This window comes from Streptomyces vietnamensis, from assembly GCF_000830005.1.
GTDB lineage: Bacteria > Actinomycetota > Actinomycetes > Streptomycetales > Streptomycetaceae > Streptomyces > Streptomyces vietnamensis.
Map to the genome: position 1 here is coordinate 4,075,458 of NZ_CP010407.1, position 14,755 is coordinate 4,090,212.

At 73.5% G+C, this 14,755-nt stretch carries 16 protein-coding genes; 11 read left to right on the top strand and 5 right to left on the bottom strand.

All coding sequences use genetic code 11. The features are described from left to right. The first annotated feature begins 61 nt into the window (after window positions 1-61). A complete protein-coding gene (locus SVTN_RS46600) occupies window positions 62-136 on the top strand; it encodes a 50S ribosomal protein bL37 (protein ID WP_099895366.1) in 75 nt (24 codons plus the stop codon). Between the two features lie 90 nt (window positions 137-226). Here SVTN_RS46600 and cobM read toward each other — a convergent pair whose 3' ends face one another. The 3 genes from cobM to SVTN_RS44810 are packed head-to-tail and all read right to left on the bottom strand — an operon-like array spanning window position 227 to window position 2,394. Beyond that, complete coding sequence (cobM, locus tag SVTN_RS18145) at window positions 227-976, bottom strand: precorrin-4 C(11)-methyltransferase (RefSeq protein WP_041130039.1); 750 nt, start codon at window positions 974-976, stop codon at window positions 227-229. Beyond that, a complete protein-coding gene (locus tag SVTN_RS18150) occupies window positions 973-2,202 on the bottom strand; it encodes a bifunctional cobalt-precorrin-7 (C(5))-methyltransferase/cobalt-precorrin-6B (C(15))-methyltransferase (protein WP_041130040.1) in 1,230 nt (409 codons plus the stop codon). The genes cobM and SVTN_RS18150 overlap by 4 nt, the downstream gene beginning before the upstream one ends. A 48-nt stretch (window positions 2,203-2,250) precedes the next feature. Next, complete coding sequence (locus SVTN_RS44810; RefSeq protein ID WP_167352204.1) at window positions 2,251-2,394, bottom strand: DUF6126 family protein; 144 nt, start codon at window positions 2,392-2,394, stop codon at window positions 2,251-2,253. A gap of 99 nt (window positions 2,395-2,493) precedes the next feature. Between SVTN_RS44810 and SVTN_RS18155 the strand changes: the two genes are divergently transcribed. Next, window positions 2,494-3,573 (top strand): LLM class flavin-dependent oxidoreductase, encoded by a 1,080-nt coding sequence (locus SVTN_RS18155; RefSeq protein ID WP_041130041.1) that lies wholly within the window; start codon window positions 2,494-2,496, stop codon window positions 3,571-3,573. Between the two features lie 4 nt (window positions 3,574-3,577). Then, complete coding sequence (locus SVTN_RS18160; RefSeq protein ID WP_041130042.1) at window positions 3,578-4,201, top strand: FMN reductase; 624 nt, start codon at window positions 3,578-3,580, stop codon at window positions 4,199-4,201. Between the two features lie 304 nt (window positions 4,202-4,505). Here the strand turns inward: SVTN_RS18160 and SVTN_RS18165 are convergent, their stop codons facing one another. Both SVTN_RS18165 and SVTN_RS18170 read right to left on the bottom strand, forming a co-directional pair. Further along, window positions 4,506-4,910, bottom strand: a complete 405-nt coding sequence (locus tag SVTN_RS18165) for a hypothetical protein (RefSeq protein ID WP_041130043.1) — start codon at window positions 4,908-4,910, stop codon at window positions 4,506-4,508. An 85-nt stretch (window positions 4,911-4,995) separates the two neighbouring features. After that, on the bottom strand, window positions 4,996-6,336 hold the full coding sequence (locus SVTN_RS18170; RefSeq protein WP_041130044.1) for an aminotransferase-like domain-containing protein: 1,341 nt from the start codon (window positions 6,334-6,336) through the stop codon (window positions 4,996-4,998). A gap of 71 nt (window positions 6,337-6,407) precedes the next feature. Between SVTN_RS18170 and SVTN_RS18175 the strand changes: the two genes are divergently transcribed. The 8 genes from SVTN_RS18175 to SVTN_RS18210 all read left to right on the top strand — a co-directional run bounded on the left by SVTN_RS18175 (window position 6,408) and on the right by SVTN_RS18210 (window position 14,528). After that, window positions 6,408-7,184, top strand: coding sequence for an alpha/beta fold hydrolase (locus SVTN_RS18175; protein ID WP_041130045.1), 777 nt, complete (start codon window positions 6,408-6,410; stop codon window positions 7,182-7,184). A gap of 37 nt (window positions 7,185-7,221) precedes the next feature. After that, the gene (locus tag SVTN_RS18180) at window positions 7,222-7,671 is read left to right on the top strand and encodes a DUF7144 family membrane protein (RefSeq protein WP_041130046.1); all 450 of its coding nucleotides are present in this window, start codon (window positions 7,222-7,224) and stop codon (window positions 7,669-7,671) included. Between the two features lie 11 nt (window positions 7,672-7,682). Further along, window positions 7,683-8,111 carry a hypothetical protein gene (locus SVTN_RS18185; RefSeq protein WP_041130047.1) on the top strand — a complete coding sequence of 143 codons (429 nt, stop codon included), beginning with the start codon at window positions 7,683-7,685 and terminating at the stop codon, window positions 8,109-8,111. After that, complete coding sequence (locus SVTN_RS18190) at window positions 8,108-9,100, top strand: endonuclease/exonuclease/phosphatase family protein (protein WP_052499188.1); 993 nt, start codon at window positions 8,108-8,110, stop codon at window positions 9,098-9,100. Before SVTN_RS18185 ends, SVTN_RS18190 begins: the two co-directional genes overlap by 4 nt. An 18-nt stretch (window positions 9,101-9,118) precedes the next feature. After that, entirely contained in the window at window positions 9,119-9,361 is a 243-nt protein-coding gene (locus SVTN_RS18195) for a DUF2630 family protein (protein WP_041130049.1), read from the top strand. A gap of 429 nt (window positions 9,362-9,790) precedes the next feature. Continuing rightward, window positions 9,791-11,734 (top strand): FUSC family protein, encoded by a 1,944-nt coding sequence (locus tag SVTN_RS18200; protein ID WP_041130050.1) that lies wholly within the window; start codon window positions 9,791-9,793, stop codon window positions 11,732-11,734. 216 nt (window positions 11,735-11,950) lie between these two features. After that, window positions 11,951-13,426, top strand: a complete 1,476-nt coding sequence (locus tag SVTN_RS18205; RefSeq protein ID WP_041130051.1) for an APC family permease — start codon at window positions 11,951-11,953, stop codon at window positions 13,424-13,426. 112 nt (window positions 13,427-13,538) lie between these two features. After that, a complete protein-coding gene (locus tag SVTN_RS18210; protein ID WP_041130052.1) occupies window positions 13,539-14,528 on the top strand; it encodes a hypothetical protein in 990 nt (329 codons plus the stop codon). Window positions 14,529-14,755 lie beyond the last annotated feature (227 nt).

The window sequence follows — 14,755 nt, forward strand, 5'->3', positions numbered from 1 at the left end:
GCCCCGCGGCCCCGAACCTAGGCTCTTGCCCAGACAGAGTCCCCGAGCGAGAGGGAGTCCCATGGCGAAGCGCGGCAACAAGAAGCGGGCCCGCAAGAAGAAGAAGGCGAACCACGGCAAGCGGCCCAACGCCTGAGCCGTAGGCAGCGACTCCACGGAGGCCGGACCCCCGCAAGGGTCCGGCTTCCGTCGTGTCGTGCGTCAGCAGGTGTGGCGGTCCCGCGCGTCAGCAGGTGTGGCGGTCCCGCGCCGGGTCGTACAGGTGGCTGTCGCGGAACTCCGACGCCGCCAGCGTGCGGCCCACGATGATGACGGCCGTCTTCGTGATGCCCGCCGTCTTCACCTGCTCCGCGATGTCGTCGAGGGTGCCGCGCAGGACCACCTCGTCCGGGCGGCTCGCCATCGCGACGACGGCGGCCGGGCAGTCGGCGCCGTAGTGGGGGACGAGCTCGGAGACGATCCGGTCGACGTAGCGGGCGCCCAGGTGGAGGACGAGCAGGGCGCCGCTGCGGCCGAGGGTGGCGAGGTCCTCGCCCTCCGGCATCGGGGTGGCCTGCTGGGCGATGCGGGTGAGGATGACCGTCTGGCCGACCGTGGGGACGGTGAGCTCCCGCTTGAGCGCGGCCGCCGCCGCCGCGAAGGCCGGGACGCCGGGCACGACCTCGTACGGGATGCCGGCCGCGTCCAGGCGGCGCATCTGCTCGGCGACCGCGCTGAAGACCGAGGGGTCGCCGGAGTGCAGCCGGGCCACGTCCTGCCCGGCCTCGTGGGCGGCGACGATCTCGGCGACGATCTGGTCGAGGTCCATCTTCGCCGTGTCGACGAGCTTCGCGTCCGGCGGGCACTCGGCGAGGAGCTCGGTGGGGACGAGCGAACCGGCGTAGAGGCAGACCCCGCACTTGGCGAGGGTCCGCGCGCCGCGCACGGTGATCAGGTCGGCCGCGCCGGGGCCCGCGCCGATGAAGTAGACGGTCATGAGTCGGTACAACCCTTCGTTACGGACCACTGGGTGACGGGCATGGCCTGGCGCCAGCCGGTGAAGCCGCCCACGGGCACGGCGGTGGCGACGGCGAGCCGGATCAGTTCGCCGCCGTGGCGGCCGTACCACCGGGCGAGGAGCGCCTCGGATTCCAGCGTCACGGTGTTGGCGACGAGCCGGCCGCCGGGCGGCAGGGCGTCCCAGCAGGTGTCGAGGAGGCCGGGGGCGGTGAGGCCGCCGCCGATGAAGATCGCGGACGGCGTCTCCAGGCCGGCAAGGACCGCAGGCGCCGGGCCCGTGACGACCTTCAGGGCCGGTGTGCCGAGCGCGTCGGCGTTGCGGGCGATGCGGGCGGCCCGCTCCGGGGACTTCTCGACGACGATCGCCCGGCAGGAGCGGTGGCTCCGCATCCATTCGATGCCGATGGAGCCGGAGCCGCCGCCGACGTCCCAGAGGAGTTCGCCGGGGGCGGGGGCGAGGGCGGCGAGGGTGGCGGCGCGCACGTACCGCTTGGTGAGCTGGCCGTCGTGCTCGTACACCTCGTCGGGCAGGCCGGGCACGGCGCCGAGCCGGAGCGCGTCCGGGTCGCGTACGCAGTCGAGGGCGAGGACGTTGAGGGCGTCGGTGCGCTCGTGGGGCCAGTCGGCGGCGGTCCCGTCGAGGAGCCGCTCGGCGGGGCCGCCGAGCTGTTCGAGGACGCGGATCCGGGTGCCGCCCCAGCCGGTCGTACGGAGCAGGTCCGCGACCCGCGCGGCCGTGTCGGCGCCTTCGCTGAGGACGAGGAGGCGGCGGCCGTCGTGGAGGGCGGCGGAGAGCGCGGCGAGGGGGCGGGCGACGAGCGAGACCGTCTCGGTCGCCTCCAGGGGCCAGCCGAGGCGGGCGCAGGCGTACGAGACGGAGGACGGGTGCGGGTGGACGTCGAGGGCAGCACCCGCCTCCGCGAGGGTGCGGGCGATGCCGTGGAAGCTGGGGTCTCCGCTGGCGAGGACGGCGACCGTGCGGCCCTCGTGGGCGGCGAGCAGGCCGGGGACGGCGGGGCGGAGGGGGGAGGGCCAGGTGATCCGCTCACCGGGACAGTCGGTGGCGGGGAGGAGGCCCAGCTGGCGGGGGGCGCCGATGAGGACCTCGGCGGTGCGCAGGACGCGGCGGGAGCTCTCGGGGAGCCCGTCCCAGCCGTCCGCGCCGATTCCGACGACCGACACCACCGATATCGCAGCGTTCACGCGGGCGACTCTACGTGAGGGCCGCAGGTGGGCGGTGTGTGGCGGCCCTCACTTCTGGGCGTTCTGCCCGACGTAGAAGAGCAGCCAGACGAAGCCCGCGAAGGCGTGCGTCGCGAAGACGTACACGAAGACGCGGAGCATCACGCCCCGCTCCTTCCACCGCTCGTTGTCGTGCGCCGTCTTCTCGGTCATGCGCTCCAGGGTACGGGCCGGAATAGAGGAGGGGGTCGCGCCGTTCGAAGAAATAGTTTAAGCTTCAACCACTAGCCAGGAACGCGAGAGGTGAGCACGATGCAGTTCGGGATCTTCACCGTCGGTGACGTGACGACCGACCCCACCACCGGCCGCACCCCCACCGAGCACGAGCGCATCAAGAACACCGTCGCGATCGCGCTCAAGGCCGAGGAGGTCGGGCTCGACGTCTTCGCGACCGGCGAGCACCACAACCCGCCGTTCGTGCCGTCCTCCCCGACGACCCTCCTCGGGCACATAGCCGCCCGCACGGAGAACCTGATCCTGTCCACGTCCACGACGCTGATCACCACCAACGACCCGGTGAAGATCGCCGAGGACTACGCGACCCTCCAGCACCTCGCCGACGGCCGCGTGGACCTGATGATGGGCCGCGGCAACACCGGCCCGGTCTACCCGTGGTTCGGCCAGGACATCCGCCAGGGCATCCCGCTCGCCATCGAGAACTACGCGCTCCTCCACAAGCTGTGGAGGGAGGACGTCGTCGACTGGGAGGGCAAGTTCCGCAGCGCCCTCCAGGGCTTCACGTCCACCCCGCGCCCGCTCGACGGCGTCCCGCCGTTCGTCTGGCACGGCTCCATCCGCTCCCCGGAGATCGCCGAGCAGGCGGCCTACTACGGTGACGGCTTCTTCGCGAACCACATCTTCTGGCCCAAGCAGCACACCGAGAAGATGGTCCGGCTCTACCGCCAGCGGTACGCGCACTACGGCCACGGCACCGAGGAGCAGGCCATCGTCGGCCTCGGCGGCCAGGTGTTCATGCGCAAGAACTCGCAGGACGCGGTACGGGAGTTCCGCCCGTACTTCGACAACGCGCCGGTCTACGGCCACGGTCCGAGCCTGGAGGAGTTCAGCCGCGAGACCCCGCTGACCGTCGGCTCCCCGCAGGAGGTCATCGAACGCACCCTGTCCTTCCGCGAGTACGTCGGCGACTACCAGCGCCAGCTGTTCCTCCTCGACCACGCCGGACTGCCCCTCAAGACGGTCCTGGAGCAGCTCGACATCCTCGGCGAGGAGGTCGTCCCGGTGCTGCGCAAGGAGTTCGCGAACCTGCGGCCGGCCGGAGTCCCGGAGACGGCCCCCCTCCACCCCGCCGTCGTCGCTTCCAAGGAGATCTGACGCCATGCAGACGCTGAAGCTGGTCGCCGTGTCCGCCGGACTGAGCGCCCCGTCCTCCACCCGGCTGCTCGCCGACCGGCTGCTCCAGGCGGCCCGGTACCGGCTGGCCGAGCAGGAGTACGCCGTCGACGTCGAGGTCGTCGAACTGCGCGACCTGGCCGTCGACATCGCGAAGAACTTCGTGACGGGCTTCCCGTCGGCGGCGCTGGAGGAGGCGATCGAGAAGGTGACGGCGGCGGACGGCGTCATCGCCGTCACCCCCGTCTTCACCGCCTCCTACAGCGGCCTGTTCAAGTCCTTCTTCGACCTGATCGACCCGACCGCGCTGAGCGGTACGCCGGTGCTCATCGGCGCGACCGGCGGCACGGCCCGCCACTCCCTGGTCCTGGACCACGCCCTGCGCCCGCTCTTCGCCTACCTGCGAGCCCTCGTCGTCCCCACCGCCGTCTACGCGGCCTCGGAGGACTGGGGCTCGGGCGGCGACGAGTACACGGAGGGGCTGCCGGCGCGGATCACCCGGGCGGGCAACGAGTTCGCGGACACGGTGGCGGGGCGGCCGGCGCGGCGCTCGGACGAGGACGAGATCGTCCCCTTCGAGAAGCAACTGGCAGACCTGCGCCTGGACTGACCACCACGCGGCGCGGGCCCGCACCGCGCGGGCCCGCGCCCGGCTGGGCTTCGCCCCGCGCCCCGTGTGGGCCCGCGCCCGCTGCCGTGTGGGCAATCGTCCCGCAGGGCGGGACGGGTGGGCACACGGGACGGCGCGCTTCAGCGGCGCCTCCGCGTCCCGCGCCTGGACCCGCACCGACCGAGCGCCGTGCACGGGGTGCGGGTCCAGGCGCGGAAGCCTCAGGCGCCGGCAGGGCGCGGGTCCGTTGTGCCCACCCGTTCCGCCCTGCGGAACGATTGCCCACAACGGCGGGGCGGTGGGGTCACCACGGGGCCGGGTGGCCCGTGGCGTCCTCGTGCGTGTAGAAGAGGTAGTACGCGGCGCCGCCCACGCACACCCCCACGATCAGCCCCAGCAGCGTCGACGCGTACACGCTCGCGTCCGTCAGGCTGTAGAGGAACCCGACCGCGATCCCGGCGAGCGCGCCCCACGCCGCACCCCTGGCCTCGCGCGGCAGGGCGCGGCCGTAGCGCCTGAGGGCGTACAGCGCGACGGCGAGGACGACCGCCGAGATGAGGCCCAGCCAGAACTGTCCCCAGCTGAGCGCGCCGCCGTCGCGGGCGTTCACCTCCGCGTAGAAGCCGTACAGGACGCCGATCGTGACCGGGAGTCCCCAGCCGTGCGTGCTGATCCGGCGCCTGGTCGGCGCCGCTGCGTGTGCGGCCATGGCAGGAGCTCCTCGTCTCTGGCCCCCCTGGTTCCGGGTCCCGCACCCTCCAGGGCACACCCGCGCCCGGCGCCCCGCAACTGGATCAAGGCCCCTCGGCGGCCACCGTCGCCAGGCGGGCCAGGGCCGCGTCGAGGACCGGCCGGGGCGGGGACGCGAGGCCCACGCGGACCGCGTCGAACGCCACGCCACGGCCCACGGCGAAGGCGCTTCCCGGCGTGACCGCCACGCCCGCGCGTGCGGCCGCCGCCGCCGTGAAGGTCTCCGCGCGCCAGGGCGCGGGCAGCTCCCACCAGCAGTAGTACGCGTGCGGGGAGGTGCGGAGGGTCTGGCCGGCCAGTCGGCGCCGGACCAGGGCGTGCCGGGCCTCCGTGTCCGCCCGCTTGAGCGCGACCGCCTCCGCGACCGTACCGTCCCCGGTCCAGCGGGTGGCGGCGGCGAGCGCGAGCCCGCCGGCGGTCCAGGCGCCGGAGCGCAGGGCGTCGGCGACAACGGTACGGAGCCGGGCCGGCACCACGACGTAGCCGACGGTCAGTCCGGGGGCGAGCCGCTTGGAGAGGCTGTCGACGAGGAGGACCCGCTCGGGGGCGTGCGCGGCGAGCGGCGCGGGCGTGTCGGGCGCGTCGGGGAGGAGGAAGGCCCAGGTGGTGTCCTCGACGGCCGTCAGGTCGAGGCGACGGAGGAGTGCGGCGAGTTCGGCCCGCCGTTCCTCCCCCGCGGTCGTGGAGAGCGGGTTGTGGAGGGTGGGCTGGAGGTAGACGGCGGAGAGGGGCCCGCCCCGGTGCGCGGCTTCCAGGGCCTCCGGCCGTACCCCCTCCGCGTCGAGGGCGAGCGGGACCAGCCGGATGCCGAGCCGTTCCGCGACCGCTTTGACCAGGGGATACGTGAGCGCTTCGACGCCGAGCCGGCCGCCGGGCGGGACGAGGGCGGAGAGCGCGGCGGCGATGGCCTGGCGGCCGTTCCCGGCGAAGAGGACGCCGTCGGGGTCCGGTGTCCAGCCGGGCCGGGCGAGGACGGCCACCGCGGCCTCCCGGGCCTCGGCCGTGCCGGTCGCGGCGGCCGGCCGGGAGACGGCCTCGGCGAGCACGTCGGGCCGGGCGAGTGCCGCGAGCGCGCGGGCCATCAGCTCCGACTGGCCTTCGGCCGCCGGGTAGTTGAGCTGGAGGTCGACGGGCGCGGCGCCGGTCGCCTCGGCGAGTGCGGGTCCGGGCAGTGGGGGCGCGGCCCGGACGAAGGTGCCGCGCCCGACCTCGCCGACGACCAGTCCGCGGCGGGCGAGTTCTCCGTACACGCGGATGGACGTGGAGTTCGCGATCCCGTGGCGGCGGGCGAAGACGCGCTGGGGCGGCAGCCGGTCGCCGGGGCGCAGCCGCCCGTCCCGTACGGCCGCCTCGACCCGGTCGGCGATCCTCCGGTACTCCTCCACCAGTCCCCCTCATTGCACCGAGAGCAAAGATCTTATTGCACCGAGCAGTTGGGGTTGCCTAGCCTGCCGTCATGCCCACCTTCTACGAGGACCGGGGCACCGGCCCCGCTCTCCTCCTCGTCCACGGCCATCCCTTCGACCACACCATGTGGCAGCCGCAGATCGACCGCTTCTCCCGCACCGGATACCGGGTCATCGCCCCCGACCTGCGGGGATACGGCGCCACGCCCCTGGGAGCCACGACCGGCGCGACCCTCCTCGGCGACTTCGCCGAGGACCTCGTCGCCCTCCTCGACGCACTCGACGTCCAGGACTGCGTCCTCACAGGCCTCTCCATGGGCGGTCAGATCGCCATGGAGCTCGTCCGCCGCCACCCCGAACGGGTCCGGGGCCTCGTCCTCGCCGACACCTTCCCCGCCGCCGAGACCGAGGACGGCAGGAAGGCCCGGAACGCCATGGCCGACCGGCTCCTGCGGGAGGGCATGCGCGGGTACGCCGACGAGGTCCTCGACCGGATGGTCGCCCCGTACAACACGCACGCCGCGCCCCACGTCCACCGCATGATGTGCGCCACCGACCCGGTCGCCGCGGCCGCCGCCCTGCGCGGCCGGGCCGAGCGCCCCGACTACCGGGAGACGCTCACGAAGGTCGCGGTGCCCGCGCTCGTCGTCGTCGGCCGGGACGACACGTACACCCCGGTGGCGGACGCGGAGGAGATGCACGCGCTGCTCCCCGACTCCACGCTCACCGTGATCGAACGGGCCGCCCACCTGCCCAACCTGGAACGCCCCGAGGAGTTCGACGCGGCCCTCGACGCCTTCCTTCGCTCACTCGTTCGGCCCAGTTGAAAGTTCGGAACCGTACGAACGCTCCGACGATGGGGCCATGAGCCAGAACACCGCACCCCGCCAGACGGGCAACCAGCCGGGCACCAGGTCGAGCAGCTCCGGCGCCTGGGCCGCCGGCGGCACCCTCTTCGCCGGCGTCCTCATGCTGGTCACCGGCTTCATGGACATCTTCCAGGGCATCGCCGGCATAGCCGAGGACGACGTCTACACCCGCATCGGCGACTACGTCTTCAAGTTCAACCTCACCACCTGGGGCTGGATCCACCTGATCCTCGGCGTCATCGTCGCCATCGCCGGCTTCGGCATCCTCAAGGGCGCCGAGTGGGGCCGGATCGCCGGTATCTCCCTCGCCTCCCTCAACGTCCTCTTCCAGTTCCTCTTCCTGCCCTACCAGCCGTGGTGGGCGCTCTTCTCCATGGCCATCTCGATCTTCGTGATCTGGGCGCTGGCCACGGACGACGCGTACGGCCGGGGCGAGACGTTCTGAGGAGCGGGCAGATGAGACGTACGACGGGAATCGCCCTCACCGCCGCCACCCTCCTCGTCCTCTTCACCGGCTGCGACAACACCAAGGAGAAGACGGGCGAGATCGTCTCCTCCGCCACCGCGGCCATCGCCTCGGCCGCCCAGGACAAGATGAACGAGATCAAGGGCGGGGTGAACGCCAAAGGCGACGTCAAGGCCGGACCGACGAGCACCGACGGGGACCGCACGGTCGCGGAGATCACCGCGACCAACCCCAAGGACAAGAAGGCCGACTACACGATCCTGGTCAACTTCCGCGACGCGGACGGAAACTTCCTCGACGCGGTCGTCCTGAACATCAACGACGTCGAACCCGGCAAGTCCAAGACCGGTACGGCACGCAGCAACCGGACCCTCTCGGGCGAAGCCGAGGCGGAGATCTCGCAGGCCCTGCGACACTGAGGCGCGTGGACGAACCGCTGCCCCTCCGGCCCAGGCGCCGCACGGCGGCCTGGGCCGGAGGGCTGCTCCTGATCGTGCCCGCCACGATCGCGGGCTGCCGCATCCTGGACACGGACGCGGTCACCCCCGTACCGCAGCTGCTCTCCTTCCTCCCCTGGCTGACGGTCCCCGCCGCCCTCGGAGCGCTGCTCGCCGTCATCGCCCACCGCCGCACCCTGTCCCTCCTGGCCTTCGTCGTCCTCGCCACGACCGCCTGGAGCGCCCTGCCGTACATGCCGCAGCTCGTCACCTCCTACGGCCTGCCCCTCGCCCGGGTCCGCGTCCTCGCCGCCAACATCGAGTTCGGCGAGGCGACCGGGGCGCTGATCGACACGATCCGACGCGAACGTCCCCAGCTGGTGTTCGTCTCCGAATGCGACCGCGCCTGCGGACACGCCCTCACCAGCACCTTCGCCACCGAACTCCCCCACCACGCCTCCGTCGACGCCGACGGCTCCGCCGGCTCCGTCCTGCTCAGCGCCTATCCGCTGCGCGTGCGCGACGAGGGGGTGATCCCGGCGGCCATGGGCATGCCGGGCGCCACCGCCGAGATCGCCGGACTGCCCGTACGCCTCCAACTCGCCCACCCGCTGCCGCCGCTGCCGGGCCAGGTGGACGCGTGGAAACGGGAGCTGGGCCGGATCGAGGACGTGGCCGCCGGCCGCCCGTACGACGAGCCGTTCCTGCTCGCCGGAGACTTCAACGCCTCCCAGGACCACGCCGCCTTCCGCGCCATCCTGGACCGCGGCCACCTCCAGGACGCCGCCCGGCTGGCGCGCACGAGCCGCACCCCCACCTGGCCCACGGAGGGCCCCGTCCCCCCGTACGTCCAGATCGACCACGTCCTGGTCAGCGACGACTTCAGCGTCGCCGGCATCCGCTTCCCCGCCCTCGCCGGCTCCGACCACCGGGCGGTCCTCACCGATCTCGACCTGCGCGGCGCGCGCTGATCGGCCACGCTGTAAGGCATGGAGAACGAGGAGATCCTGGACGACATCGGCGCCCTCGTCGAGGAGGAACGCGCCCTGCGGGAGCGCGCGGGCACCGGCGGACTCGCCCCCGAGGAACGCGCCCGCCTCGCCGCCCTGGAGGTACGCCTCGACCAGTGCTGGGACCTGCTGCGGCAGCGGCGCGCGAAGGCCGAGTTCGGGGAGGACCCGGACGAGGCGACCCTCCGCCCGGCCGCAGAGGTCGAGTCCTACCGCAACTGACCCCCGGCGGGCACGGGCCCGCGCCCACCGCCCGTGCAGGCCCGCACCCTGCTGGGCCTTGCCCCCGCCCGGGCGGGCGGTGCCCCGCCGCCGTGTGGGCCCGCGCCCGCTGCCGTGTGGGCAATCGTCCCGCAGGGCGGGACGGGTGGGCACACGGGACGGTGCCCCCAGCCGGGCCTAGGCGTTCCGCGCCCTGACCCGCACCGACCGCGCGGCGCACACGGGGTGCGGGTTCAGGCGCGGGGAGCTCGGGCGCCGCTAAGGGCGCCGTCCGTTGTGCCCACCCGTTCCGCCCCAGCGGAACGATTGCCCACAACGCGCGGGGGCGCAGGCCCACAACGGGGGCGGCGCCGTCCGGGCGGGTGGGCACCGCCCCGGCGGGGTGCAGCCCGCAGCGGGGCGCAGCGGCGCGCGGCGTACGTTGGTCGCATGGCTCGGCCCCCTCTCCTCACCCCACCCGCCTGGCTGACCGCCGGTCTCAGGCCCGCCCCCGCACCGATCCCCTGGGCGGCCGTCCTCCGGGCATCCGTCGCCCTCTCCGCGCCACTCGCCGTCGGAATGGCGACGCACCAGACCGCGTACGGCGCGCTCGTGTCCATGGGGGCGCTGTCCGGGGTCATCGGGGACACCGCCGACGCCTACCGGATGCGGGTCTTCAACATCGCGGTGCCGCAGCTGTTCGGCGCCCTCGGGGTGACCCTCGGGACCCTCGTCTTCGGGGAGGGATGGGTCGCGGTCATCGTCCTCACCCTCATCGCGCTGGTCTCCGGGATGATCTCCTCGATCGGCGCCGTCGCCTCCGTGTCCGGGCTGCTCCTGCTCCTCAACGCCGTCGTCGGTGCGGGGCTCCCGATGCCCGACCCGTGGTGGAAGGCGCCCCTCCTCCTCACCCTCGGCGGGCTGTTCGTGCTCGCGCTCACCCTCCTCGGCTGGCCCATGCGCCGCGCCGCGCCCGAGCGGGAGGCCGTGGCCGCCACCTACCGCGCCGTCGCCGAGCTGTACGAGGCCACCGGCACCGACGCGTACGACGAGAAGCGGCAGGCCGTCACCGCCTCCCTCAACCAGTCCTACGACCTGGTGCTCGCCCGCCGGGCCCGCCAGCACGGCCGGGCGAGCTCCCTCGTGCGGATCCTCGCCCAGCTCAACGTCCTCATCCCGCTCGTCGAGGCCGCCCCCGCCGCCCACCTGCGGGCACAGCTCTTCGGGCCGCTGTCCCCCGCGATCCCGGCGGCCGTGCGGGAGCTCGCCGACTCCGTCGAGGAGGGCCGCACCGGGGCACCCGTACTCGATCTGCCGACGCCCGAGCGGCCCGCCGAGAGGGCCGTGGACCATGCCCTGCGGCACGCGGCGGCCGTCGTCCTCAAGGCCGACCCCGACCCGTACAACGTCGACGACCGCCTCGGCCGCCCCGCCGCCCTCCGCGTCCGGGCCCGTCGGGCGACCCGCGCCGTCCTGTTCTCGGAGGCGTCCTGGCGGTACGGCCTGCGGCTCGCGCTCTGCATCGGCCTCGCCCAGGCCCTGGTGTCCCTCATCCCCGTCCCCCGCTCGTACTGGGTCGCGCTCACCGTCACCTTCGTCATGAAGCCCGACTTCGGCTCGGTCTTCTCCCGGGCCGTGCTCCGCGCCGCCGGCACCGCCGCCGGGCTCCTCCTCGCCGCCCTCGTGCTGTCCGCGGTGCCGCGCGGCTGGTGGGACGTGCCGGTGATGTGCGTGCTCGCGGCGCTGATCCCCGCCTCCTCCGCGAAGGGGTACGCCTTCCAGACCGCGGCCATCACCCCGGTCATCCTGCTCCTCTCCGACCTGCTCAACCACCAGGGCTTCGACCTCGTCCTGCCCCGCCTGTACGACTCGCTCATCGGCTGCGGCATCGCGCTGGTCGCCGGCTATCTGCTGTGGCCCGAGTCCTGGCACGCCCGGATCGGGGACCGGCTCGCGGACGCGGTCGCCGACACCGCCGCGTACGTGGGGCGTGCCTTCGGCAGCGAAGAGGACCAGAGCGGGCGGCTGCGGGCCCGGCGGAAGCTCTACCGCGATCTGTCCACCGTCCGCTCCGAGTTCCAGCGCGCCCTGACCGAACCGCCGCCCACCGGCGCCCGCGCCGCCGCCTGGTGGCCGCTGGTCGTCGCCGCGGAGCGGATCGTGGACGCGACGACCGCGGCCAGGATCCGGGTCGACCACGGTGCGCCCGCGCCCGATCCGGCGGAGGTCGCCGCCGTGGAACGGGAGTTGCGGGAGCTCGCGGACGGACTGCGCGGCACGGACACCCTCGTGGAGGTCCGCGCGGAGCTTCCGGGCGACGAGAACGGAGTCCTGGCGCCGCTCCGCCAGGAGGTCGGCGCGGCCCGCGCCATCGCCGGTCCCGACCTGCGGTAAACCCCCTTCCGGGGGCGTACGGGAGGACTTACCGGCGGTCACAGAAACGGAACCTCCCCACTGCCGTTACCGGAAACCACCCGGGCGACTACGATGCGCTCGATTCACCGTGATCCGCGTCCGCCGCCGTCGGCAACCGGCCCGGCGTGCGGTCCGCTTCGCCGTGCCGCAGCACCACCCACGCCCTGCCTCACCTCCCGCCACCGAGGACCCGCCATGCGCACCACCACGAACAGAGGGCTCCAGCCCAACGTCCTCGGTACCTTCGACACGATCGTGATGGCCGTCGCCGGCAGCGCCCCCGCCTATTCGCTGGCCGCGACGACCGCCGTCCTCTTCGGCGCGGTCGGCCTCGCCGGACCCGCCGCCCTGCTGTACTGCGCGATACCGATGCTCGGCATCGTCCTCGCGTACGCCCGCCTCGGCCGGATCGACGTCAACGCCGGGGCCGGGTACTCCTGGGTGGGCCGCACCCTCCACCCCTTCCTCGGCTTCCTCTCCGGCTGGGCGCTCGTCTTCGCCGCCACCGTGTTCATGGTGGCCGGTTCGCTGCCCGCCGGCACCCTCACGCTCTCCCTGATCAGCCCCGGGCTCGCCGACTCGACCCCGCTCGCGGCGGCCGTCGGCGCCGGCTGGTTCCTGATGATGCTGCTCGTCGTCCTGGGCGGCGCCCGGCTCACCGTACGGGCGCAGCTCGTGATGTCCGGCGTGGAGATGCTGATCCTGCTCGCCTTCGTCCTGGCCGCCGTCGTGCACCGGGGCCGGGCGACCGCCTTCGACTGGTCCTGGTTCGCCCTCGACCACTTCCACGGGCCCGACACCTTCGCCGCCGGGGCGCTGATCGCCGCGTTCTACTACTGGGGCTGGGACGTCACCAGCAACCTCAGCGAGGAGACCCGGAACAGCCGCCGCACCGCCGGGCTCGCCGCGCTCGTCGGCGTCGGCTTCGTCTTCCTCCTCTTCGAGGCCTTCACGGTCGCCGTCAACGTGCTGCTGAGCGCCGAGGAGATCCGCGACGCCGGACCCAACGTCCTCGCCGTCCTCGGCCAGGAGATCTGGCCCGGCGTCGGCGGCAAGCTGCTCGTCGTGGCCGTCCTCCTCTCCACCGTCGCCACCCTGGAGACCACCCTCCTCCAGGTGACCCGCTCGCTCTTCGCGATGGGCCGCGACCGGACCCTGCCGGCCGCGCTCGGCCTCGTGCACCGCCGCTGGAACACCCCGTGGGTCGCGATCGCCGCCGTCGGCGGCGCCGCCCTCCTGATGTTCGGCGCGGCCGCGGCCGCCGGCTCCGTGCAGCGCATCCTCAGCGACGCCGTCGCCGCGATCGGCCTCCAGATCGCGTTCTACTACGGCCTCGCGGGCATCGCCGCGATCGTCGCCTACAAGGCGGTCCTGTTCCGCTCCGTGCCGAACTTCGTCCTCGGCGGTCTGTGGCCGCTGCTCGGCTCGGCGTTCATGCTCTGGGCCTTCGTCGAGTCGATCGGCGAACTCTCCAGGACCGCCGTCACCATCGGCCTCGGCGGACTGCTCCTCGGCGTCGTCCCGCTGCTCGTGTACTGGCGCAAGGGCAGCGACTACTACCGCCCCGCCCGCCTGGACGCCGTCCGCGCCCTGGAGGCGGCGGAGGGCTCGGGCCCGGCCACGAGCCCGCGTGCGGGAGCCCGCGACAAGAACTACGCGACGGACTTCTGAGCGCACCTGTACGTACGCCGCGACCGTACGTACGCCACGACCGTACGTACGCAGGGACTGTACGTACGCAGCGACTTCTTCCTACGGCAGCCGAACCCGAAGGAGGCCCCCGATGGCCGTACGCCGCCGCTCCGCGCGCCCGGCGCGTCAGGAGCGCTTCACGCCCGACTTCGACCCGGACTTCGGGGACCGGGCGCTGACCGAGGCGCGCCACGACATCGTCATCGGCCGCTGGCAGGGCGTACGGGACCTGCTCGCCGCCACCGGTACGGACTGGACGCGCCGCACCCACCGGCTGCGGCTCCTCTCGCACGCCGCCGCGGGCAGCTCCACCGTCGAGACCTGGCGGGCCGCCGAGCCCGGCAACCCCGACGCGGCCGTGCTGCGGGCCGCGACCGAGGTGGTACGGGTCTTCGACGCGGCCATCGCGGCCGGTCGGGGCGCCACCCTCGACCGGGGCCGGATCGACGCCGCCGTCGACGCCTGCCGGGGCGCGGCCGAGGCGGCACCGGCCGACCCGATGCCGTGGATCTCGATGCTCTCGGTGGCACGCCTCTACGAGGGCGGAGTACCGCGCCGGGAACTGCGCCACTGGTTCGACGAATTGCGGCGCCGCGACCCGTACAACACCGAGGGCCACATCCAGGTGCTGCGCTACTGGTCGGCGCGGTGGCACGGCACGCACGGCAGCATGTACGACTTCGCCCGCGACGCGGCGGGCGTGGCACCGCCCGGCTCCCCGCTGCCGGTCCTGGTGCAGGTGGCCCGGGTCGAGGAATACCGGTACATCGCGGACGGGGCACTCGGCCGGGGCCCGGTGCGCGGCTTCGACCAGCACTGGAAGCACGAACTGGCGGTGACGGAACTGCGCCGCACCCACGCGCGCTGGATCGGCGGCCGCGAGCCCGGGCAGCCGGTGGCACCGGAGGAGGTCGCGGACCTCAACTTCCTCGCGCACGCGGCCTGTTACGCGGGCCAGGTGGAGATCGCGCGGGAGCTGATGGGACTGCTCGGCACGCGGGCGGCGTGGGTGCCGTGGGCGTACACGGGGGACCCGGAGGAGCAGTTCACCAGATTCAGGGAGGGCCTGGGAGTGGAGTGACTCCCCCTCCCGGATCCCTTCGACGGCAACGCTAGGTGTACGGATCCGCACGGAGACGGCACCGGAGTGAATGCCGCATGAACGCACGACGACCGGGGGCGACCGGGTCACCGGAGGGGGCGGGGGCGGCCGCTAACCTTACGTGTCCGCCCTGGCCAGGGATGAACGTCCCGAAACGCCCAGTACGGACATTCACACTGCACCCCCACTCATGCGAAAGGGTTCGC